Genomic DNA, 22703 nt, shown 5'->3' on the forward strand with positions numbered 1-22703 from the left:
CTGAACATTTAAATTTGTGCAAAAACACTCCCCTACTTTACAAAAAAATCCACTCTTTTTCCCCTGAACAACGATATGATAGTTCACAATGCAAGAGGAAATCTTTGTTTTTTTACAGGTAATAACAAATATTAGGGGGTAAACACGTTGTCAAGAAGAAAAGTCTACTTAAACGCTTCACTTGCTACATGTATTGCTTTAACACCTGTGTTGATTCAAGCGGGTACGTCATCTGTTTCAGCAGAAGCTTCCATCAAACCAAAAATTGAGCTCGAAAAGAAACAGAAAAAAGTCCGGGTCGTCGTCGAACTCGTCGGTGCACCTGCAATCGCAGAAGCAGCGCAAAAAGGGAAAAAATTTAATGAGTTGACGAAATCAGAACAAAACAAGGCACAACAATCTGTACAGTCTGAACAAAAACGCGCAAAATCCGCTTTGAAAAAACAAGGCGTGACTGCTACACCGATTGAAGAGTTCACGACCGTTTTTAACGGCTTCTCCACTTTCCTCTCAACAAGTGAAATCGCTAAAGTTGAAGCTCTACCTGAAGTAGCGACTGTCCATGTCGTCAACGAGTATGAACGTCCTGAAGTGAAACCAGATATGGTTACAAGTAACGGAATGGTACAAGCCGAACAAACATGGGGAGATTACGGATTTGCCGGGGAAGGCACCGTCGTCGCTGTCATCGACTCGGGAATTGATGCCGACCACCGAGATTACCGAATCACAGATTCGAAAACGGCAGAATTGACGAAATCAGAAGTCGATCAGGCCATCACTTCGTTCGGTCTACCTGGTGAATATGTGAATGAGAAAGTCCCATACGCCTATAATTACTACGACGAAAATGATGATATTAAAGATGACTCACCTGGCGCTTCCATGCACGGTCAGCACGTCTCAGGGACGGTCGCTGCAAACGGTGATCTCGAAAATGGCGGGATTAAAGGGGTCGCACCTGAAGCTCAAATCCTTGGTCTTAAAGTATTCAGTAACGACCCGAACTACGCATCTACATACGGAGATATTTATATTAAAGCGATTGACGATGCGATCAAGCTAGGAGCAGACGTCATCAACATGAGTCTTGGTTCAACAGCAGGTTTTGTCGATGCCGACTCACCTGAGCAACAAGCCGTTCAACGCGCTGTAGACAACGGTGTCTTCATGTCCATCTCTGCTGGGAACTCAGCATACTTCGGACATGGCTTTGACTTACCAACGGCTTCAAACCCTGATACGGGTGTTGTCGGGGCGCCAAGCGTAAGCCAAGCATCGACATCGGTCGCTTCACTCGAGAACGATCAAATTCAATTGGACGCTTTCCGCGTCGGTGACGAAAAAATCGGATGGAAGAAACAAGATGGACCTGCATTCTCGGAAGGTACATATGACGTCGTTTACGTCGGAGATGGGCAACCAGAAAACTATGCTGGTAAAGACGTGAAAGGAAAGCTCGTCCTCGCCGTTCGCGATGGAGGATACTTCTACTCGAAGATTCAAAAAACGGCTGAGGCACAAGGGGCAGCCGGTGTCATCGTACGAGGCGCTGTCTCACACGGAGACTATGTGTCTATGGCTCTCGATCAACCACTCATCCCGATGGCATCACTCAGCATCCAAGACGGGAACGAATTAAAAGAGAAATTAGCGGATGGACCGCTCCAACTCACGTTTGCTGGTGACCGAATCAGCGTCAACAACCGTTCGGCAGGCGCAATGTCTGATTTCACATCTTGGGGTGTCACACCGAACCTTGACTTCAAGCCGGAGCTTTCAGCCCCAGGCGGTCAAATCTTCTCAACGTTCAACGACAACCAATACGGTTTGATGAGCGGAACATCGATGGCCGCACCTCACGTTGCCGGCGGTGCAGCTCTTGTTCTTGAACGCGTCGATCGCGATTTCGACTTGAGCGGAGCGGCTCGTGTGACGATGGCAAAGAACTTGCTACTCAATACGTCGAAGCCCGTCACAGACATCGGACCGTATAACCAAGAATTGAAGCAGTCTCTTCCATATTCACCACGTCGGGCGGGAGCAGGTCTCATGCAACTCCATGCGGCCGTCACATCTCCGGCAGTCGCGTATGAGAAGAAGACGAAAGAAGCGAAAGTCGCTTTAAAAGAATTGTCGAAGAGTAAGGCGAAGTTCACGATTGTCGTTGAAAACATGTCTGACGAATCACTCACATACAATGTGGCCGCTTCCCTCCAGACAGACCTTGCCGTTACTAACAAGGATGGCGTCATTCAGAATGCGATGGAAGCTCAGGCGCTTCAACAAGCAATCATTAAGATCAATGGCAAAAACACAAGTAAAGTCACGTTGAAGGCAAAACAAAAGAAAGAAATCACCGTATCGATTGACGTCTCGAAGGCACAAGTACTTAATCCAGAGACGTTAGAAGGAACGATATCTGCAAAATCAGTCTTTGAGAATGGTTATTTCGTCGATGGATTCCTACGCTTGACTGACCCACGTGGGACAGACGGCAATCCGTCACTCGTTGTCCCGTTCGTCGGATTCGAAGGCGATTGGGGCAAAGCACCAATCTTTGACGAAACGATTTATGAAGATGGTTCATTCTATGGAATCTCTGGATTGGTCGATGCGGCCGGGAACTATTTAGGAGAGAAACTTGATGAGTCTGTAGATGAAGAAGCGGTAGCGATTTCGCCTGACGGGGACGGTTCAAAAGACACGGCTACCCCGGTCTACTCGCTCTTACGAAATGCGAAAGACGTCAAGTATCGGATCGTCGATGAAAAAGGAAACGTACTCCGTACCCTTAAAATCGAAGAAGAATTGAGAAAGAACTACTTTGATGGCGGAAGTGGTGACCCATACTACTACACGTCAGATAACGCTTGGGACGGAAAACTGAACGGAGAGATGGCGCCGAAAGGAACGTACTACTACGAAATTGAAGCGAGCATCGACTACATGAAAAAACAAGCCCAGACGCTTCGGATCCCAGTGAAAGTGGATTACACGGATCCTCGTTTCACGATTCGTTGGAACGAAGGTGTGGCTAGTGTCAAAGCATCCGACGACTTTGCAGGAATCAACGGTATCGAATTCCTTCTTAATGGGAAAGTTGTTGCGAAAGAAGCAAAAGATACAGCAAACTTCACACTCGATGCACCACTTGAATCAACGGACCAACTATCGGTTCGCGTTTCAGATAATGCGGGTAACGTGATCACACGCGACGTATCTACAGAAAATGACGCAGATAAACCAGGAGTCTTTGTCGATGCACCACTCGCCCTGTCTCCTTACGGTTCATCAATTGTGCCAATCATCGGTCAAATCAAAGATGCCTCTGACGTTGTATCGTTCACTGTCGACGATGTGGACGTACCACTCACGTATGACGCAGCTGCAAAACAATACACGTTCAATACGACACGTTCGTATGAAGATGGATTCCACAAGATTCGTTTCATCGCGGAAGACACGTCTGGTAACGTGACGAACTTTGTCCGTCCAATCTTTGTCGATTCTACGGAGGCGACGCTCTCAATCAGCAACGTGCCGAAAAACGTTTCGGCGAAACAAAACTCTGTGAACGTGAAAGTTCACGTGACGGATAACTTTGACGACATCAAACTCCGTGTCAACGGTGATTTGAAATGGAGTCATACGTTGAAAGAACCTTATGCGATGCGCGCATTCTCGCGTACCGAAACCGTCTCACTCCCTGTAACAAAGGGACAAAACACTTTCACATTTGAAGTGACTGACCTCGGTGGCAACGTGACGAAGAAAGTCATCACGATCAATAAAAAATAATGGAATCACGAAAAAACGGCTGCCCACGTGGGTCAGCCGTTTTCTTATCCTCTCGCCAATTCAAGCGCGTACGAGATAGCAGACAGTGCATAAAGAGGAGCCGTCTCCGAACGAAGGATACGAGGTCCGAACGCGCAAGTGATCGCCCCCGCCTCTATCCATTGCGTGACTTCCGCTGTGTCAAATCCGCCTTCCGGTCCCGTGATGACGAGGAGACGTTGTTTTGATTGAAGACGATTCAATGTGTTGGCAAGTGCCGACTGCTCGCCTTCTTTCGCCGATTCTTCATATGCGATGATGACTTCGTCGTATTGTTCGAATTGCTGTGACAGTTGCTTCGAAGTGAGGAACGTACATGACGGGACGACGGCCCTATACGATTGCTCAGCCGCCTCTTGCATGATTTTTTGAATACGTTCTACTTTTTTCGGCACTTTTTTCGAGTCCCATTTGGCGACTGATCGGGAAGATTCGAACAATAGAAGATGATGAACGCCGAGCTCGGTCGCTTTTTGTGCGACAAGTTCGACTTTGTCACCTTTAGGTAATGCATAAGCGAGCGTCACGTCAATCGGCAGTTCGGTCTCTGATTGACGAGTCGACAATACTTTAGCCACTCCACTTTTCTTCTCAAGCGACGTCACGACACATGCGTACTCATTGCCCGTCCCGTCGAGAAGAACCATTTCGTAACCCGCCCCTTGTCGCAGGACCGTTCCGATATGATGAGCGACATCTGAAGGAAGTGTCACAACATCGCCTGTGAAAGCTTCTGGTGTCAGAAAATAACGTTGCATAGCTTATCCCTTCTTGGCGATGATCGCGACCCAGTCTTCCATCACGCGTGTCTCTTCAATTTCAAATCCTGCAGCCATCAGAGCGTTCGTGACTTCCGCTCGTTTCTCTCCAATGATGCCGGATGTGATGAAGCGACCTCCCGTTTTCGTACGAGCATATGCATCTTCGATGAAGAGAAGAATGACATCGGCAAGGATGTTTGCCACGACCAAGTCATATTCTCCGTCCACACCTTTTAATAAATCTCCCGTGTCGACTTGAACGAGCGATTCGACACCGTTCGTCTCCACGTTTTGACGAGCCGATTCAACGGCAACCGAATCCAAGTCTAGCGCTTTTACGCTCGTCGCTCCAAGTTTCGCAGCGGCGATCGACAATACGCCTGATCCTGTACCGACATCAATGACGCGGTCACCTTCCCGGATGTAGTTCTCAATCGCTTGAATACAGAGCATCGTCGTCGGGTGTGTCCCTGTACCGAACGCCATGCCCGGGTCAAGCAAGATGACATTCTCTTCCGGTTGTGGTGTGTACTCTTCCCACAAAGGGACAATCGTCAGCTGTTGTGAGATTTTGACCGGCTTGTAATACTGCTTCCAAGAATGCGCCCAATCTTCCTCATCAATCTCTGCGACCGTGACCTCACCTGATCCGATATCAAGCATGTTCCGGAGTCGCTCGATTTCTTTTTTCAAGTTTGCGAGCACATCTTGGAAATCACCTGAAGCCGGCACGTACGCTTTGACGTGTACTCCAGAAGTTGGATACGTTTCACGATCCGAAACGTCCCAAATCTCTCCGAAATGGTCTTCCGCCATCATTCGGTCGAAGTCTTCGACGTCCTCGATGACGACACCTTGCGCCCCCACTTCGTGTAATAAGTTCGATACGGCTTCCACCGCAAGCTGTGTCGTGTGGACACAAATTTCAGACCATTTCATCGTTTGTACACACTCCTTTTAGTGACTAAAGAACTTTTTCATTTTTTGGAACATGCCGTGTTCCTCTTCGACACCCGATTCGCCACTGATTTCTTCGAATTCACGAAGCAATTCTTTTTGGCGGTCCGTCATATTTTTCGGTGTCATGACAATGACGCTCACGTACTGGTCGCCGTTTGCGCCACCACGCACACTTGGCATCCCTTTTCCGCGTAAACGGAACTTCGAGCCAGTTTGTGTTCCAGCTGGCACTTTCAAACTCACGTTCCCGTGAACCGTTGGAACTTCGATCTCTGCACCGAGTGCCGCTTGTGCGAACGTGACCGGCATTTCCATCGCAATGTGTTGGTCGACACGTTCAAAGATTTCATGAGCTTTCACGCGGACGACGACGTATAAGTCTCCCGCTGGTCCTCCGTTCACGCCAGGACCGCCTTTTCCAGATAGACGGATCTGTTGCCCGTTATCGATACCGGCTGGGATTTTCACCTCGACGGTCTGTTTCTTCTTCACATGACCTGAGCCGTGACAAGTCGGGCATTTTTCTTTAATCGTCTTACCGCTACCGTGACACTTGCTACAAGGACGCTGATTGACCATACGACCGAGAATTGTGTTTTGCTCAACCGTTTCAACACCACTACCGCCACATTGGTTACACGTTTCTGGTTTCGTTCCAGGTTTCGCACCGTTCCCCATACACGTGTCACATTCGACTTCGATTTCGAGCTCGATTGTTTCCGTCTTGCCTGTCACACTCTCCATGAAATCGAGGTCAACAACGTATTGATAATCTTCCCCACGACGCGGTGCGTTCGGGTCTTGACGTCGTCCGCCGCCACCAAAGAACATGTCAAAGATATCACCGAATCCACCTTGGAAGTCACCGCCGCCTCCGAATTGGTTTGCCCCTTCAAAACCGAATCGGTCATACTGGGCACGTTTTTGTTCGTCAGAAAGCACTTCGTAGGCTTCACCAATTTCTTTAAACTTATCCGCCGCATCTGCCTCTTGGTTGATGTCCGGGTGATATTGACGGGCCAATTTCCGGTATGCCCGCTTGATTTCTTGTGCCGAGGCCGACTTATCGAGCCCGAGCACTTCATAATAATCTCGTTTCGCCACTATTCTCGCTCCTATCCTTACAATCTACGTATCGATTTTACCGATTCTACCTTAACATGGAAAGAGCCAAAGCAGAAACCTGCTTTGGCGCTCTCCTTTACAACGGCTGTTTATTTACGGTCGTCGAGATCCTCAAACTCTGCGTCCACGACATCATCGTCCTGTTTCGCTTCTGTTTGTGGTTCTGCGCCTTCAGCACCTTGCTGTTCAGCCATTTTAGCATATACTTTTTGCGTCAACTCTTGAACGACAGCTGACAATTCGTCTTTGGCTGTACGGATCGCCTCAAGGTCTGAACCTTCGAGAGCAGTTTTCGCTTTTTCTTTCGCAGCTTCTGCTTTTTCTTTGTCCGCCTCTTCCACTTGCTCACCAAGGTCTTTGATTGCCTTGTCTGTCGCGAAGACGAGTTGGTCTGTTTCGTTGCGAAGTTCCGCTTCTTCTTTACGTTTGTTATCTGCGTCAGCGTTCGCTTCAGCTTCTTTTACCATACGCTCGATTTCTGCCTCATCGATACCTGAAGAAGATTGGATTGTGATCGATTGTTCTTTGTTCGTACCGAGATCTTTCGCTGATACGTGAACAATTCCGTTTGCATCGATATCGAATTTAACTTCGATTTGTGGCACACCACGTGGTGCTGGCGGAATGTCAGTCAATTGGAAGCGACCAAGTGTCTTGTTGTCTGGTGCCATCGGGCGTTCCCCTTGAAGGACGTGGATGTCAACAGCAGGCTGGTTATCTGCAGCAGTTGAGAACACTTGTGATTTCGATGTCGGGATTGTCGTGTTGCGATCGATCAATTTCGTCATCACGCCACCCATTGTCTCGATACCGAGTGAGAGTGGAGTAACGTCGAGAAGGACGACGTCTTTTACGTCTCCAGCGAGAACTCCACCTTGGATTGCTGCACCGAGTGCAACAACTTCATCCGGGTTTACCCCTTTGAATGGCTCTTTCTTCGTGAAGTCGTGGATTGCTTTTTGAACGGCAGGGATACGTGTCGAACCACCGACGAGAATGATCTTATCGAGGTCAGATGGTGTAAGTCCTGCATCTTTCAAGGCACGACGAGTTGGTTCCATTGTGCGTTCGACAAGGTCAGCCGTCAATTCTTCAAACTTCGCACGCGTGAGTGTCATCTCCAAGTGAAGTGGACCTGCTTCACCTGCTGTGATGAACGGAAGGCTGATGTGTGCGCTTGTGACGCCTGAAAGGTCTTTCTTCGCTTTTTCAGCTGCATCTTTCAAACGTTGAAGTGCCATCTTGTCTTTCCCGAGGTCGATGCCGTTCTCTTTTTTGAATTCTGCAACGAGGTAGTCGATGACTTTTTGGTCAAAGTCATCTCCACCGAGACGGTTGTCACCAGCTGTAGCGACAACTTCGAATACGCCATCACCAAGCTCAAGGATTGAAACGTCGAACGTACCACCACCGAGGTCATAGATCAAAATCGTGTGGTCTTCACCTTTATCTAATCCGTAAGCGAGTGCCGCAGCTGTTGGCTCGTTGATGATTCGTTTGACATCAAGACCAGCGATTTTACCAGCATCTTTTGTCGCTTGACGCTCAGCGTCGTTGAAGTATGCAGGAACTGTGATGACTGCTTCCGTGACTGTTTCACCGAGGTAGTCTTCAGCATCTTTCTTCAACTTCTGCAAAATGATTGCCGAGATTTCTTGTGGTGTGAATTTCTTGCCATCTACGTCAACTGTATGCGACGTACCCATGTGACGTTTGATTGATTGAATCGTGTTCGGGTTCGTGATGGCCTGACGTTTTGCGACCTCACCTACTTGACGCTCTTCCCCTTTGAATGCAACAACCGAAGGAGTCGTACGGTTACCTTCTGCGTTTGAGATGACGACTGCTTCGCCACCTTCCATTACTGCCACACATGAGTTTGTAGTCCCTAAGTCAATACCGATAATTTTACCCATCGTTTATTCCTCCGTCTCGTTAAGTAGTATTATTCTGCAACTTTTACCATGCTTGGACGAATGACTCGACCATGCATCGTATATCCTTTTTGAAGCTCCATCGTCACGATGCCCGACTCGAACTCGTCGCTCGGTTCTTGCATGACTGCTTGATGGAAATTCGGGTCGAACGGCTGTCCGACTGCTTCAATCACTTCGACTTGCTCAGCATTCAATACGTCAAGAAGTTGACGATGAATCATGTCGACGCCTGATTGAATTTGCTTGGCATCCTCTGAAGTTGCTTGCACTTGAAGTGCACGCTCAAAGTTATCAATGAGCGGAATCAATTTTTCAATGACAGACTGTGAAGCAAACTTGACGCGTTTTGCATTCTCTTCATTCGTCCGACGACGGAAGTTGTCAAAGTCGGCACGAATGCGAAGTTCGCTCGCTTTCAACGCTTCGATTTCTTTTTGTAAGTCCGTCCCCTCAGAACTTTCTTCCACAATCTCAGCATTTAAAACCTCATCTTCATTTGATTCAGTTGACTCGTTCTCTTCTGTCTGTGCCGAGTCTACAGATTTTTCTTCAAGCACGTCTTCTTGTTCGTGCCCGTTTTGATGATCTGCTGTCATAGTAAAACTCCTTTCCGTCACTCATCTAGTTTCGTTCGTCGCAACGCTTCAATAATTTGTCCCATCATTTGGACACCGTGACGGTAATTCATTCGAGTCGGCCCAATCATGGCAATCGTTCCGAATGTTTTTCCATCTAGTGTATAATCCGAGGTGATGACACTACAATTTTGAAGGGCGACAATTCCGTTCTCGCTCCCAATGCTCACATAAATCTCGCGATTTGGCAACGATTCGAGCCAGTGCGTCAATCGTTCTTGCTCATCAATCCATTCTAGGAATGGTCTGAGCGTGTCTAACGTCTGAAACTCAGGTTGGTTGAAGATATTCTTCTTGCCTCCGAGATAAAGCGAAGACGGCGTTTGAATTCCAACCGTCGATTGAATCAGTTGCATCATATTTTCATATTGCTGTCGCTGCGCGAGTTGCAATTTTGCAACCTCTTCTCCGATTCGGACTTTTAGTTGTCCGATCGCTGTTCCGACGAGACGATCGTTTAACAGTCGAATCGTCTCCTCGATGACTTCAGGAGCTACACGAGATTCGAACATGACCGTACGATGCTCGACATGACCTTGATCCGTGACGATGAGAACGACACCCCGTCGCTCATCTAATGGCATAAAGTCCACACGTGCCAATCTTTCGGATTGGCTATTGGGACCGAGGGCGACCGTCGTATAATTGGTCAAATCAGAAAGGAGATCTGCAGCTTGGCGAATCAGGATCTCAGACTCTTTTGAAGATTGCTTTAAACGCTCTTCTAAGCGACCCGTTTCCCGCTCGTCGATGATTTGCTTCTCGACGAGGTGGTCCACGTAATATCGGTATCCGACCTCTGACGGGATTCGACCCGCGGAAGTATGTGGTTTTTCAATCAACCCCATGTCTTCCAAATCGGCCATATCGTTCCGAATCGTTGCCGAACTAAACGTCAAATCGTCTCGTTTCGATAACGTACGCGAACCGACCGGTTGAGCCGTCTGAATATAATCGTCAATGATGGCTCGAAGAATGAGCAATTGTCGATCTGTCAGCACAACATCACTCCTCTCTGAAAAAGTTACCTCGCTTTATTAGCACTCATATTTAACGAGTGCTAATCACACTTCAAATATTATCATGTTCTCACTATTTGTCAATTCATACACTCGGATTTTTTCACCTTTTTTACAAACGGCAAACCTGAAAAAGAAACAGTGTTTCGTTATGATAGAACGTGAGGTGATGAAATGTTTACAACAAAACAATTTAACGTATTCAAACAGGACGGACTCGACGAACGCATGTCTGGCATCCGTTCGGATATTCAACCGCTCTTCCATCGGATTTATGACGAGGTCGGACCACAACTCGAGGCAGATGTCGGAATCCCCCTCTACCTGCATGTCGCAAAACATGCACGTCGCACGGTAAACCCTCCGAAAGACACATGGATGGCCATCTGTCACGATAAGCGCGGGTATAAAAAACATCCACACTTACAAGTCGGGCTTTTCGACGACCGCGTTTTCATCTGGCTCGCATTCATCTATGAGATGCCGAATAAAGATGTAATCGCGAAACATTTGCAACAAATTGATTTTAAATCAACGTTTACTGATTTCCATATTGCGGGCGACCATATGAAAAAAGATGCGTTCCTAATTGAAGAGACATCAAACGAAAACATCCAGGCGTTGCTCGAGCGCTTCGGCACTGTCAAAAAAGCTGATTTCTTAATCGGACGACAACTGCCTGCCGATGCATCGATTCTTCAAAACGAAGACGCTTTTCTCGCTTTGGTCGAAGACACGTTCGCCCGGCTCACGCCGCTCTATCGTGATCTCGTCTTATAATGCTAAAAAATGGACAAATCCCACATAAGGGACTTGTCCATTTTTCATGACTCGGTATGCTCGAGTTTTGCCTCTCCGATAAATGCCGCGAACGCTTCGTTCGCGAGTGGTAAACCGGACGCCGTCAATCGGATATGGGAGTCTGTCCGTTCAATCAACGACTTCTTCACCAAATCGTCGATGACGTGACCGAATACATGATCGAGTGCCACGCCATACTTCTGTTCAAATGTCTGAAGGGAGACCCCTGAACGCATTCGTAATCCGAGGAACAGCTCTTCTTCCATTTTTTCTACTTCTTCGAGCTCAGTCACCCGTTTCACCGGGATGCCTTCCGCTTTAATATAGTGAGGGATCGGTGCGATATTGGCACGACGTGTGCCATTTAAATAACTGTGCGCACCTGCCCCGAATCCATAATACTCTTCGTTCCGCCAGTACACTTGGTTGTGACGACTTTCTCGACCCGGCAACCCATAGTTCGAGATTTCGTATTGCTTCAGTCCATGTCGTTCAAGTGTCTCCATCACTTTGAGATACATCTCGACCTCGACATCCTCTCCCGGTAGACGGAGCTTACCTTTTCGGTCTTGAATCGCAAACACGGTATGCGGCTCAAGAATCAAGGAATAGGATGAGACGTGTTGAATCGGAAGCTGTAGCGCTAGTTCTAAGTCTCGGTCAATCTGCTCGAGCGTCTGTTCTGGTAACCCGAACATGAGGTCAATCGAAATATTATCAAAGCGTTTCGCCGCTTCATTCACCGTTTCAAACACGTCGTCGGCGCGATGCGTTCTTCCGATCCGTTCGAGCCCACCATCGTCGAATGTTTGGACACCGAAGCTGAGTCGATTGACACCACCGGCTTTCATCGTGTCGAGTTTTTCCGTACTCACAAAGTTCGGGTTCGCTTCGACAGAATACTCTAGGTCGTCTGAAGCGAGCGGGAGGAGGTGTCGACGGACCATGTCCATCAGGCGACCCATCTGCGCTTCATTGAGCGCCGTCGGTGTGCCCCCTCCAATAAAGATGGTCTCAATCCGTTCTGTCGGAAACGCTTCGAGCGTCAATACCATCTCTCGTTCTAATGCATCTAAATATTCATCAACAGGTTGGTTTTTTAAAAACACCTTGTTGAAATCACAGTAATAACAAATATGTTCACAAAATGGAATGTGAAGATATACGGCTTTAGCCAATTTCGGCCACCCCTTTCTTCTCATTCCATTTATAACGCTTTTCGTCCGTTCTTTCCAGCCTGCGCCATCAATCGAACCGATGAATAAACAGACCGCTCTTTAACTTTGGTTCGAACCATGTCGATTTTGGTGGCATCTGCCCACCCCCATCAGCCACTCGCATCAACTGTAGCATCGTCGTTTCATGGCACGTAAACAGTAATTGGTCGGGTACTTGCGCGAGTTGTTGCAATTCTTCGATTGACCGGTTCCCTCCAACAAAATCGACTCTGGCATCCGTACGAATATCTTCGACGTTGAAGTACGGAGCAAGGATATCACGCTGTAAGATGGCGACATCGAGATCCGTTTCATCTTTTCGTTTCGATAACTTGTAATAATTCCCTCGATACGCAGCACCGAACACGCCATGACTTTCAGGTAAGACGAGTTCATCTTCTTCTGTCACTTCATACGAGAACGAAAGTCCTTCCAACATATGTTCTACTTCTTCAGGTGCGATCGTTGTCAACAGGCGATGATATGGCAAAATCGTCAACTCGTCGCTCGGGAAGAGGACACCTAAAAAGTGTGTTCGTTCATTCTTTTGAGAATATTCCCCACCCATTTCAGAAACGACCGCTGCCGCTTTCGCGCGATGATGACCATCTGCGATATAGATAGACGGGATCGTCGCACCGATCATCATGACGCGCGCAAGTTCTCGGCTCGGAATCATGAATCCTTCGTGTAACACGCCACGATCATCCGTAAACGAGAACAGCGGCTCTTCTTCCGTCGCACTCGTTAAAATCTGTTTCAGACTCGCATGTGGCGGGTGGCTAAGTAAAATCGAACCGGTATGCGCCCCCGTCGCTCGGACATGTTCGACACGTTCCCGTTCCTTCGTTTCACGGGTATGTTCGTGAATCTTGATTCGCCCGGCTTCATAGTCTGCGACAGAGAATGTGGCGACTAAACCCGTTTGCTGACGTTCGTTCCGGGTCAATCTGTATACGTAAAATCCACTCGGACGAACCGTCAGCTCGTCTTCGTATAGACGTTCTAGCTCCTGACGAGCACGCTTTCCCCAGTCTTCGAGTGAGAGGTTTGCTTGAAGAGCTTCTGGCTTATCTACCTTCAAAAATGAGTTCGGTTGCTCAGCGATGACCGCCTTCGCTTCTTCTACAGAAACGACGTCATACGGATCTGCGGCAACTTCTTTAGCGTGTACGGGCATGTATGGGCTGAACGGTTTAAATACGACCATAGAATCCTCCTTAAAATTCTCGGACGCGAATGACGCCCTTGATGTCATACAGTGCATGAATCGATAACGGTTCATGTTCGTTGTTGTCTAAATCAATCAATGTATAGGCCATCTCGCCTCGGCTACGGTTGATCATGTTATCGATGTTCAATCCATGTGAGGCGAGTTCTCCCGTAATTTGTCCGACCATGTTCGGCACATTTTGATGCAAAATCGCGAGGCGACGTTTGCCGGTATACGGAAGTTCCGCATTTGGGAAGTTGGCGGACGAACGGATGTTACCGGTCTCCAGATATAACTTCAGCGTCTCGACGGCTTGAATGGCACAGTTGACTTCTGATTCCTTTGTCGAGGCACCGAGATGAGGCAATGCCATCACTTGAGGATGTCCGATGAGCGAGTGTCTAGGGAAGTCGGTGATGTATAGCCCGACGTGATGATGGAATGCTTCAACTAAATCAGCATCCTTCACGAGCTCTCCACGTGCGAAATTCAAAACGGTCATCCCTGGCTTCATCCGCTCGAACCAACTCCGGTCGATACTGAAGCGCGTCTCTTTCGTCAGCGGCATATGAATCGACAAGAGATCAACAGACCCTAGAACCTCACTCAAATGCTTGGCGCGTGTGACGTGTTTTGAAATATTCCAAGCGGCATCAACCGAGAGATGGGGATCATATCCGATGACATCGACCCCAAGTTGGAGAAGGTCATTGGCAAGTGAAGCCCCAATGGCCCCAAGCCCGATGATCCCTACTTTCTTCCCCCGTAACTCGGCCCCGAGGAACTGCCGTTTCTGTTGCTCCATCGCTTCTTCCAACTGAGATTGTGACTCGACCGCCTGTTCATTTACCCAGTTGAAACCTTTGACGATCGGTCTGACCGAGAGGATCATGCTGGCCAAGACGAGTTCTTTCACCGCATTCGCATTCGCACCAGGAGTATGAAACGCCACGACTCCTTGTTTCGCCAGTTGATCAAGCGGGAGATTATTGACTCCGGCGCCTGCCCTTGCAATGGCGAGCAGATGGGGCGGAATTGCTTCATCGTGCACGTTATGACTTCTGAGTACCCAAGCATCGGCCTGTTCTGAAGCATTGATGATATATTCATTCGGCTCAAATCGTTTCAGACCCGCTGTAGCGATTTGGTTAAATGTTTTGATGTGATACATTGTTCTCCTCCTCAAATGCTCTCATGACGTCGACAAGGCGCACAGCACCTTCTTTTGGCATCGCGTTATAAAGACTCGCCCTCAGACCACCGACGGAACGATGACCGCCGAGTTCGAGTAATCCGCGTTCAAGGGCAAATTGTTCAAAGCCCATGTCTCGATTACGGTCACCCGTCGTGAACGGGATGTTCGTTAAGGAGCGGCGTTCTCCCGATACGAGAGAAGAAAATACATTCGATTGTTCAAGGAACGAATAGACCGTATCGCTTTTTTCACGATTCAGTTGCTCCATCGCCTCGACACCTCCTTGATCTTCGACCCACTTGAGGACACGTTCTGCCGCATACATACTGAACGTCGACGGCGTATTGAATAACGTATCGACATGAGACGCGTAATGAAGATAACTTGGTAGCTCGATCGACTGAATCAAGTCGCGGCGTATGATGACGACCGTCAGTCCTGCTGGACCAATATTTTTCTGGGCACCAGCATAGATCATCCCGAAGCGCTCAACGTCGATGTGCTCGGCAAGAATGTTCGAAGAAGCATCCGCAATGAGTGGGACATCCGTTTCGGGTATAGTCGTGAATCGGGTTCCTTCAATCGTATTGTTTAATGTCACATGTAGATAGTCGACATCTTGAGCGAGTCTCGGTTCAAATGACATCCCACCCGCCTCATCTATGAGTGGATGGATGACGTCGACCTGCCCGAAGTGCCTAGCATCTTCCATCGCTTTTTTAGACCAAATCCCTGTATCGACATAGGCGAATCGATTTCGATTCCGTAAATTCATCGGGATCATGGAAAACTGCAGTGTCGCCCCACCTTGCAACCAAAGAACGGCATAGTTCTCAGGAATATGCATGAGTCTTCTGAGTCTTGCCTCGAGCGAGTCGACCACTTGTTGGAATGACTCTGAACGATGACTCGTTTCGATAATCGAGACCCCTTCATATTCGAACGTCAGGAGATGTTGTTGAATCTCTTGCATCACTTCTTTTGGTAGCATGCCGGGACCCGCAGAGTATGTATACGTCGACACGGTGTTTCCTCCTCTTTTGTCTGTCTAAGGGTGTACTCTTCCTTAAAAGAAGTGCCATTTCCTGCCTAAACAAAAAAATCACCCCGATTCGAACATCAGGGTGATTCAATCCAATTATTCTTCGTCCATCGATAGAACGGACATGAACGCTTCTTGCGGGACTTCGACAGACCCGACCATCTTCATGCGCTTCTTACCTTCTTTTTGTTTCTCAAGGAGTTTTCGCTTACGCGAGATGTCTCCCCCATAACATTTAGCCAAAACGTTTTTACGAAGTGCTTTGATTGTCGAACGTGCGACAATTTTTGTTCCGACGGCAGCTTGTACCGGGACTTCGAACTGCATCCGCGGGATGAGTGCTTTCAACTTCTCGACGATCACTTTTCCGCGCTCATACGCAAAGTCACGGTGAACGATGAAGCTGAGGGCATCGACCACTTCGTTGTTGAGCAAGATGTCCATCTTCACGAGACGTGATTGACGATAGCCGATCAACTCATAATCGAGAGACGCATACCCTTTCGTGCTCGACTTCAATTGATCGAAGAAGTCATAGACGATTTCACTCAGTGGGATCTCATACGTGATTTTGACGCGTGTCGTGTCGATATACTGCATATCGATGAACGTCCCACGTTTCTTCTGGCAAAGTTCCATGATGGCCCCGACATAATCGTTCGGTGTCATGACGGCCGCTTTGACGTAAGGTTCTTCAATCGATTCCACTTTTTGTTGTTCCGGCATCTTCGATGGGTTATCAACGTGGACGACTTCTCCTGAAGTTGTCGTCACGTGATAGATAACCGATGGTGCCGTCGTGATCAAGTCGATCCCGAACTCACGCTCAATCCGTTCTTGGATGATTTCCATGTGAAGCATCCCTAGGAATCCACAACGGAAACCGAATCCGAGTGCCTGTGACGTCTCAGGTTCAAACTCGAGCGCGGCATCAGAAAGTTGAAGCTTTTCGAGTGCCTCACGAAGGTCGTTGTAGTTGGCTGCATCGATTGGATACAATCCACAGTACACCATCGGGTTCATTTTACGGTAACCCGGAAGCTGACTCGTGGCAGGATTTTTCGCAAGTGTGATCGTATCCCCGACACGAACATCTCCGACTGTTTTGATTGATGCAGAAAGTGTTCCTACATCACCGACGTTCAATTCTTTGACCGAGACAGGCTTCGGTGTCGATACACCGAGGTCCGTTACTTCGAACGTCTTCCCCGTCGCCATCATCTGAACTTTATCTCCTACTTTGACCGAACCGTTGACGATTCGAATCGATGCGACGACACCACGGTAGGCATCATAGTACGAGTCGAAGATCAAGGCTTGTAACGGTTCTGACGGATCACCTGTCGGAGGTGGAACAAGTTCGACGATTTGCTCGAGAATCTCTTCGATTCCAATTCCTGCCTTGGCAGAAGTCGGGACCGCATCGCTCGCGTCGAGACCGATGACGTCTTCAATCTCTTGACGCACGCGATCGACATCCGCTGACGGCAAGTCGATTTTATTGATGACCGGAATGATTTCGAGGTCGTTATCGAGTGCTAAGTATACGTTCGCAAGAGTTTGCGCTTCAATTCCTTGTGCCGCATCGACGACGAGAATTGCACCTTCACATGCCGCAAGCGAACGCGACACTTCATACGTGAAGTCGACGTGTCCTGGCGTGTCAATCAAGTGAAGAATATACTCTTCTCCGTCTTTTGCCGTATAGTTCAATTTAACAGCGTTCAATTTAATTGTAATCCCACGCTCACGCTCTAAATCCATCGCGTCAAGCGTCTGCTCTTTCATCTCACGAGCCGTGAGTGCACCAGTTTTCTCAAGAATCCGGTCAGCGAGTGTCGACTTTCCATGATCGATGTGAGCGATAATCGAAAAGTTACGAATCTTCTTCTGACGATTCTCTAATTCTTGTTTATTCATATATGGGTTCACCTATCCTTCTCATGCATACCGTGTCATTATATCAAAATCCTAAAGTAATGTGTACGACCTACTACAACAATACCACATATAGTTTTCAGAATAATCATCAAGTGGTTGCTTTTCATATAACCGTTTGCTACAATTGTGCTTGTTCTGTTGAATGATTACTTGAAGTAATAAGAACATACACTTTCTTGTTTCAGGAGGTGACAAACAATGGCAAACATCAAATCAGCAATCAAACGTGCAAAAACTTCTGAAAAACGTCGTGTTGCGAACTCTCAAGAGAAAGCGGCAATGCGTACAGCAGTAAAACGTGTTGATGCTCTCGTACTCGAAGGAAACAAAGAAGCTGCTCAAGAAGCTTTCGTCCTCGCTACGAAGAAGCTCGACAAGGCTGCATCAAAAGGCCTTATCCACAAAAACAAAGCAGGTCGTGATAAATCACGCCTCGCAGCTCGTATCGCTGCTCTCTAATTAGAGACCAAACGAAACAGCCGCCTCCTACTCGGAGCCGGCTGTTTTTTTGTATACCATGACGTAGTGAGGACCAATTCCAGGAATATCGAACGGTTCACCAATTCGCTCGAGACCGTTTCGTTCGTAGAAGCGAACAGCCACTTCTCGGGCGTTACACCACCACGACCCATCCAACTCTTCATGTAATGCCTGTAGGAAACGCGACCCGATTCCTTGTCCGGCTAGATCCGGATCCGTCGCCATTCCCCGAAGTTGATACGGCACCGACTCGCCTTCGATTTCTCTTGATGACAACATGACAGTCGCGACCGATTGCACGTGCTCTCTTTCGACCCAAGCAAAATGACGTGTCGTCGACGCCTCATCCCCTTCAAAATAACAAGTCTCAATCCCTTTTCCCGGTCTGAGTACAATGTGCCGAAGCGGAATCACATCTTGCAGAGATACTTGTTTCAATCCCATCTTCTCACCTCACAGTAAGGCCAATTGGCAAACGAGTGTATCGAATACGATTTGTTTATCGCCACGACCAGTTTTCATCGCTTCATCCGCATCTGCAATCAACGTCAACGCTTGCGCGAGCTGCGCTTCTGAAAAATTACGACTCGCTTGCGTTGCTAGTTTGACGGTATATGGATGAGCACCAATTTTTGATGCGATTTGTTTTTCTCCATACCCCGCTTCTGTCAACTGCTTTGATAGATACATGTTCCGGTATTGCCTCGCCAACAAACCAAGAAGTCCAATTAATTCCTGTCCTTGCTTCTCTAAGTCACGTACTAACCGCAGCGCCGCATCTGCACGTCGTTTGACGAGGAGCTCGGACAACTGAAACACATTATCCTCTAGCGTACGTGGTACCAAATCATTCACGATGTCAATCGGAATCATCGCTCCTGTTCCAGCATATAACTGTAGCTTTTCTAATTCTCGTACTAATTTTCCCCAGTCATCCTGACATAAGAACAACAGTCGCTCCATGGTCGCACGTTCCATTTTTTGTTGTTCCTGACTAAGCGTATCATTCACATAACGCATCAATTCTGCTTGGCTCGGCTTTTTCGCTTCGAGTACGATGGCCCGTTCTTTCAATCGTTTTACGATTTTTTTACGTTCATCGAGTTTTTCTGACTCGACAATGAGGACGAGGACCGAGTAAGTCGCAGGCTGAACGACATATTCGGCGAGACGGTCGACGTTATGCTTTTGCTTTTCTTTCGCTCCCGTCAAAAATTGGGCATTCTTGACGATGACTGTCCGAAATTCACTGAAAAAAGGGACCGTTTCCGCTTCATCGAGCGCAGTATCTAATGACGTCTCTTGGAGATCGAGTTGCATGACATCAAATTGATCACCGGATGGGTTGGCCGCCTTCACGATTCCACGTTCCCAATTCTCTAATAAATACTTTTCAGTTCCATGGAGAACATAGACGCTCGCTAGTTTACCATTATGTAACCACGGTTCATTCAAAACACACACCACTTTCACAATTTATTCTCATCTAAACATAGATTATCTTCGCATGATTCGCTATACTTATAAAGGAAGTATGATAAGGAGGGACCTAATATGCAAATCAACTCTGTACGCCCACCGAGTGAAAACCCGTTTGAAAATGACGTTCAATGCAAACGTAATGACGCGATCGACTCTGCGATCGGCTTCATCGTCCCATTTGGCTTTTTCTTCACGATTTTCTTCATCGGTGTCATCATCAAGTTCTTAAGCCTATAAGTTTTCAAACGATTGCCCCGGGGGAGCAATCGTTTTTTAGTGTATCATATTTATTCACGTGCTAGTCGATGATCCCCCGACACATTCTTTTTTCACAGATGATCATCCCATCGAGATCCGTTCGCAACAAGCGACGTCCGAAAATCCGGTCTAACGTCTCCTGATGTGGGTGGCCATAACGATTGTTCGCTCCGACGCTCGCAATCACCCATTCCGGATCGATTCGCTCGAGTAGCTCTTCCCCTGACGACGTATTCGATCCATGATGCCCTAACTTAAACACGTCGACATCCACCGTCGGTAAGTTAGTCTCTTCTTCTATAGGCAAATCCCCTGTCAATAAGTACCGCATGCCACCTACGTTCATATAGAGGCTGATCGAATGATCATTTTCATCTTCATGCACTTGAGTCGGTGAGACAATCCATATCCAAGACATCGGTCGATTTCCTGCCTCGAGATAGCGAATGGATGCCCCGTAATTCGTCGCCAACTGAAGAATCTCCTCACGCTTCTCCGCATTCGCCACTTCTTTCGATAACCAAATCTCCTTTACATGCACGAGCTTCAACAATCCTTCTAAACCACCGATGTGGTCATGGTCCGCATGCGTCAAGAGAACAAAATCAAGTGCACGCTCCCCACGCTTCCATATATATGGAGCCACAACGTCTGCTCCCGGGTCATACACTGTCCGTTTTTGCTCGTTGGGATCCTGAAAGACGCCGCCGACATCAATCACACCGATTGTGTCTCCTGACTCTACAACAATCGCATCGCCTTGACCGACATCTAAAAATGTCACCCGTGGAGACTCTGCCCATTCGGCCCAACCGGCAACGAGGATACACGTCAACATGGCCATACACCATCCGAACCATCGCTTCCGTTGGACAAGAAGTAAACTTCCCCAAATCCCAATCCATAAAGCGACTTGCTGCGGAAATGTCAATTCATGCAACGGTAGCCATGGTCGATTCATATCATGCATGGAAAATATTCCGTTGATGGCGTCTAGGATCACCATGAATATCGGTGCAATTTCTGGAACGACCCAAACAATCAGTGCGAGCGGCATCATCACCCATGAAATGCAAAACGCCATGATGATATTGAAAAGAGGTGCAGCGACGGATAGAATCGGTTGAACTTGCCAAAGGACAAATAATCCAAATAGTTGGGCAAACACGGACAACTCCAACAACCCGGTCCACAGTTGTCTCGTGACCAACAAGAAGAACGTCATCCCGACCGTTAACTGAAACCCTAAGTTTGAGAGAAGGTGTGGTTGAAAGGCAAGCATGGCAGCTGCGCACCAACTTAAGAGACGAATCGGGTCCCTTACCGATACACCAAATAAAGAAAGGATGAGCAACACATCTGCCACGAGGACAGCTCGTGCGACCGGTGGTGAAAAACCAGTCAGCCATCCGAACGCCGTAATCGTCAATAGAATCAATACCGTCTTCGTCTCTCGTCGAATCGGGATTGGCCGAAACATTGCTCGAAGCGAGACAATCAGCATGGCGATATGCGAACCTGAGATGACGAGAAGATGCAGGAGACCCGTCACTCGATATGAGAAAGAAGTCTGTTCGTCGAGCATCCTACTCTCACCGAACAGTAAGGCCTCTATGTATAGCGCGACATCGGCGCGATATTGTTGTTCAATCTGTTGGAGACGTCTCTCTTTCCACCTCAACATCCAACCGTCCATCCCTGCTGTCGGACGGCACTCGTCGATTCGCTTGATCTTTCCTTTAAAGGATAAGTCCGCGCTAGCCGCCCATTTCTGTTCGTCAAATCCCCCGATGTTCCGTAACGGCTGAAACAGTTCTTGTTCCATTTCTACGAGACACGTCTCACCAGGTCTACCAATCGAGAGCTCCCTCCCCCGCAACACACCTTGATGAGTCCCCACGTTCCCATATAATCGGACCGTCTTCCCGTTCTCTTTACGACTCTCAATCGAGAACACGACTGAGTCTGTCGGTGCCCATTCTGCCGGATCGGCATGTAGCCATGCAATCAGGATGAGGAAAATGACACCGAGTTTCGCAAATAGATGTTGTCCGCCTCGAGACGCGACATATAACACACCGGAAACGATTGTGACGAGGTAGATTCCTTCAGTCAATCCGGTCACCATCACTATCGCAAATAGTGGAAATAACGGCATCTCATGGTACCAATAAGTAAGGTTTCATACTTTCTAATGTTTTCTCCCCAAATCCTTTCACATCACCTAAGTCCTCGTATGTTTTAAAGGGACCATTCACTTTCAGATGGTTCAGAATCGCGTCTGCTTTTGCAGGACCGATGCCAGGGACCGACATCAACTCGTCTTTCGTGGCACTATTCACGTGTACCCCATTTGGTTCTTGCTCTGTGCTAGGTACCTCTTGTGCAATCGGTGCATCTCCTTTTTTCGGTACGATGATTTTTACACCGTCCACGAGTAGTTGTGCCAAGTTCAATTGTTCCGGGTCGGCTTCATCAGTTAATACGGCCAATGAGAGAACATCGCCGACTCTGGCACCTTCTGGTACGGTATAGACGTTCGGAGACTCGACTGCGCCTGTGACATAGACGACGATTTCTAATCGCTCTACGGTCTCATCCGGAACTACTTCTTCTGATTCTACGACGAATTCATCGACGACACGTTCTTCTGGTTCTTTAATATAAAATAAATAACCAACACCTAAAAACAGGACGACGACAACACCAATGATGACCTGCTTCCACTTTTCCAAGACGATTCTCCCCCTGTTTCGACTATTGTATCCAGTATGCCGAATCCAGCGTGACTACACTT

At 47.9% G+C, this 22703-nt stretch carries 19 protein-coding genes; 4 read left to right on the plus strand and 15 right to left on the minus strand.

The window, feature by feature from the left end; translation table 11 throughout:
- Window positions 1-147 precede the first annotated feature (147 nt).
- Window positions 148-3801, plus strand: a complete 3654-nt coding sequence (locus PQI28_RS06240; RefSeq protein WP_339962772.1) for a S8 family serine peptidase — start codon at window positions 148-150, stop codon at window positions 3799-3801.
- Window positions 3802-3845: 44 nt separating this feature from the next.
- Here the strand turns inward: PQI28_RS06240 and PQI28_RS06245 are convergent, their stop codons facing one another.
- The 6 genes from PQI28_RS06245 to hrcA all read right to left on the minus strand — a co-directional run bounded on the left by PQI28_RS06245 (window position 3846) and on the right by hrcA (window position 10259).
- Window positions 3846-4598 (minus strand): 16S rRNA (uracil(1498)-N(3))-methyltransferase, encoded by a 753-nt coding sequence (locus PQI28_RS06245; protein ID WP_339962773.1) that lies wholly within the window; start codon window positions 4596-4598, stop codon window positions 3846-3848.
- 3 nt (window positions 4599-4601) lie between these two features.
- Entirely contained in the window at window positions 4602-5540 is a 939-nt protein-coding gene (gene prmA / locus PQI28_RS06250; RefSeq protein ID WP_224861496.1) for a 50S ribosomal protein L11 methyltransferase, read from the minus strand.
- A gap of 18 nt (window positions 5541-5558) precedes the next feature.
- The gene (gene dnaJ, locus PQI28_RS06255; RefSeq protein WP_214693130.1) at window positions 5559-6665 is read right to left on the minus strand and encodes a molecular chaperone DnaJ; all 1107 of its coding nucleotides are present in this window, start codon (window positions 6663-6665) and stop codon (window positions 5559-5561) included.
- 110 nt (window positions 6666-6775) lie between these two features.
- Window positions 6776-8602: a molecular chaperone DnaK gene (gene dnaK / locus PQI28_RS06260; RefSeq protein ID WP_214693135.1), complete on the minus strand. Its 1827-nt coding sequence runs from the start codon at window positions 8600-8602 to the stop codon at window positions 6776-6778.
- Between the two features lie 29 nt (window positions 8603-8631).
- A complete protein-coding gene (gene grpE / locus PQI28_RS06265; protein WP_074033385.1) occupies window positions 8632-9219 on the minus strand; it encodes a nucleotide exchange factor GrpE in 588 nt (195 codons plus the stop codon).
- A gap of 17 nt (window positions 9220-9236) precedes the next feature.
- Window positions 9237-10259, minus strand: coding sequence for a heat-inducible transcriptional repressor HrcA (hrcA, locus tag PQI28_RS06270; protein WP_074033386.1), 1023 nt, complete (start codon window positions 10257-10259; stop codon window positions 9237-9239).
- A 192-nt stretch (window positions 10260-10451) separates the two neighbouring features.
- Here hrcA and PQI28_RS06275 point away from each other — a divergent pair, with 192 nt between their 5' ends.
- Window positions 10452-11057 (plus strand): DUF1054 domain-containing protein, encoded by a 606-nt coding sequence (locus PQI28_RS06275; protein ID WP_214782274.1) that lies wholly within the window; start codon window positions 10452-10454, stop codon window positions 11055-11057.
- Between the two features lie 44 nt (window positions 11058-11101).
- On the opposite strand, the gene hemW is transcribed toward PQI28_RS06275, so the two are convergent.
- The 5 genes from hemW to lepA form a co-directional block, all read right to left on the minus strand.
- On the minus strand, window positions 11102-12256 hold the full coding sequence (gene hemW / locus PQI28_RS06280) for a radical SAM family heme chaperone HemW (protein ID WP_214749261.1): 1155 nt from the start codon (window positions 12254-12256) through the stop codon (window positions 11102-11104).
- A gap of 67 nt (window positions 12257-12323) precedes the next feature.
- Window positions 12324-13505: a DUF1015 domain-containing protein gene (locus PQI28_RS06285; RefSeq protein ID WP_339962775.1), complete on the minus strand. Its 1182-nt coding sequence runs from the start codon at window positions 13503-13505 to the stop codon at window positions 12324-12326.
- A gap of 10 nt (window positions 13506-13515) precedes the next feature.
- A complete protein-coding gene (locus PQI28_RS06290; protein ID WP_214782265.1) occupies window positions 13516-14679 on the minus strand; it encodes a phosphoglycerate dehydrogenase in 1164 nt (387 codons plus the stop codon).
- Complete coding sequence (serC, locus tag PQI28_RS06295; protein WP_214782262.1) at window positions 14657-15727, minus strand: 3-phosphoserine/phosphohydroxythreonine transaminase; 1071 nt, start codon at window positions 15725-15727, stop codon at window positions 14657-14659. The genes PQI28_RS06290 and serC overlap by 23 nt, the downstream gene beginning before the upstream one ends.
- 114 nt (window positions 15728-15841) lie before the next feature.
- The gene (gene lepA, locus PQI28_RS06300) at window positions 15842-17665 is read right to left on the minus strand and encodes a translation elongation factor 4 (protein WP_214693159.1); all 1824 of its coding nucleotides are present in this window, start codon (window positions 17663-17665) and stop codon (window positions 15842-15844) included.
- A gap of 219 nt (window positions 17666-17884) precedes the next feature.
- Here lepA and rpsT point away from each other — a divergent pair, with 219 nt between their 5' ends.
- Complete coding sequence (gene rpsT / locus PQI28_RS06305) at window positions 17885-18145, plus strand: 30S ribosomal protein S20 (protein ID WP_012726675.1); 261 nt, start codon at window positions 17885-17887, stop codon at window positions 18143-18145.
- 27 nt (window positions 18146-18172) lie between these two features.
- Here the strand turns inward: rpsT and PQI28_RS06310 are convergent, their stop codons facing one another.
- Both PQI28_RS06310 and holA read right to left on the minus strand, forming a co-directional pair.
- Window positions 18173-18610: a GNAT family N-acetyltransferase gene (locus PQI28_RS06310; RefSeq protein WP_339962776.1), complete on the minus strand. Its 438-nt coding sequence runs from the start codon at window positions 18608-18610 to the stop codon at window positions 18173-18175.
- A 9-nt stretch (window positions 18611-18619) separates the two neighbouring features.
- The gene (gene holA / locus PQI28_RS06315) at window positions 18620-19630 is read right to left on the minus strand and encodes a DNA polymerase III subunit delta (protein WP_224862758.1); all 1011 of its coding nucleotides are present in this window, start codon (window positions 19628-19630) and stop codon (window positions 18620-18622) included.
- Window positions 19631-19720: 90 nt separating this feature from the next.
- On the opposite strand from holA, the gene PQI28_RS06320 reads away from it, so the two are divergent.
- Entirely contained in the window at window positions 19721-19885 is a 165-nt protein-coding gene (locus tag PQI28_RS06320) for a YqzM family protein (RefSeq protein ID WP_012726678.1), read from the plus strand.
- 61 nt (window positions 19886-19946) lie between these two features.
- Here the strand turns inward: PQI28_RS06320 and PQI28_RS06325 are convergent, their stop codons facing one another.
- Window positions 19947-22064, minus strand: a complete 2118-nt coding sequence (locus tag PQI28_RS06325) for a DNA internalization-related competence protein ComEC/Rec2 (protein ID WP_339962777.1) — start codon at window positions 22062-22064, stop codon at window positions 19947-19949.
- A 1-nt stretch (window position 22065) separates the two neighbouring features.
- The gene (locus PQI28_RS06330; protein WP_339962778.1) at window positions 22066-22641 is read right to left on the minus strand and encodes a helix-hairpin-helix domain-containing protein; all 576 of its coding nucleotides are present in this window, start codon (window positions 22639-22641) and stop codon (window positions 22066-22068) included.
- Window positions 22642-22703 lie beyond the last annotated feature (62 nt).

The sequence above is a fragment of the Exiguobacterium sp. USCH10 genome, from assembly GCF_037619445.1.
Classification (GTDB): Bacteria; Bacillota; Bacilli; order Exiguobacteriales; family Exiguobacteriaceae; genus Exiguobacterium; species Exiguobacterium aestuarii_A.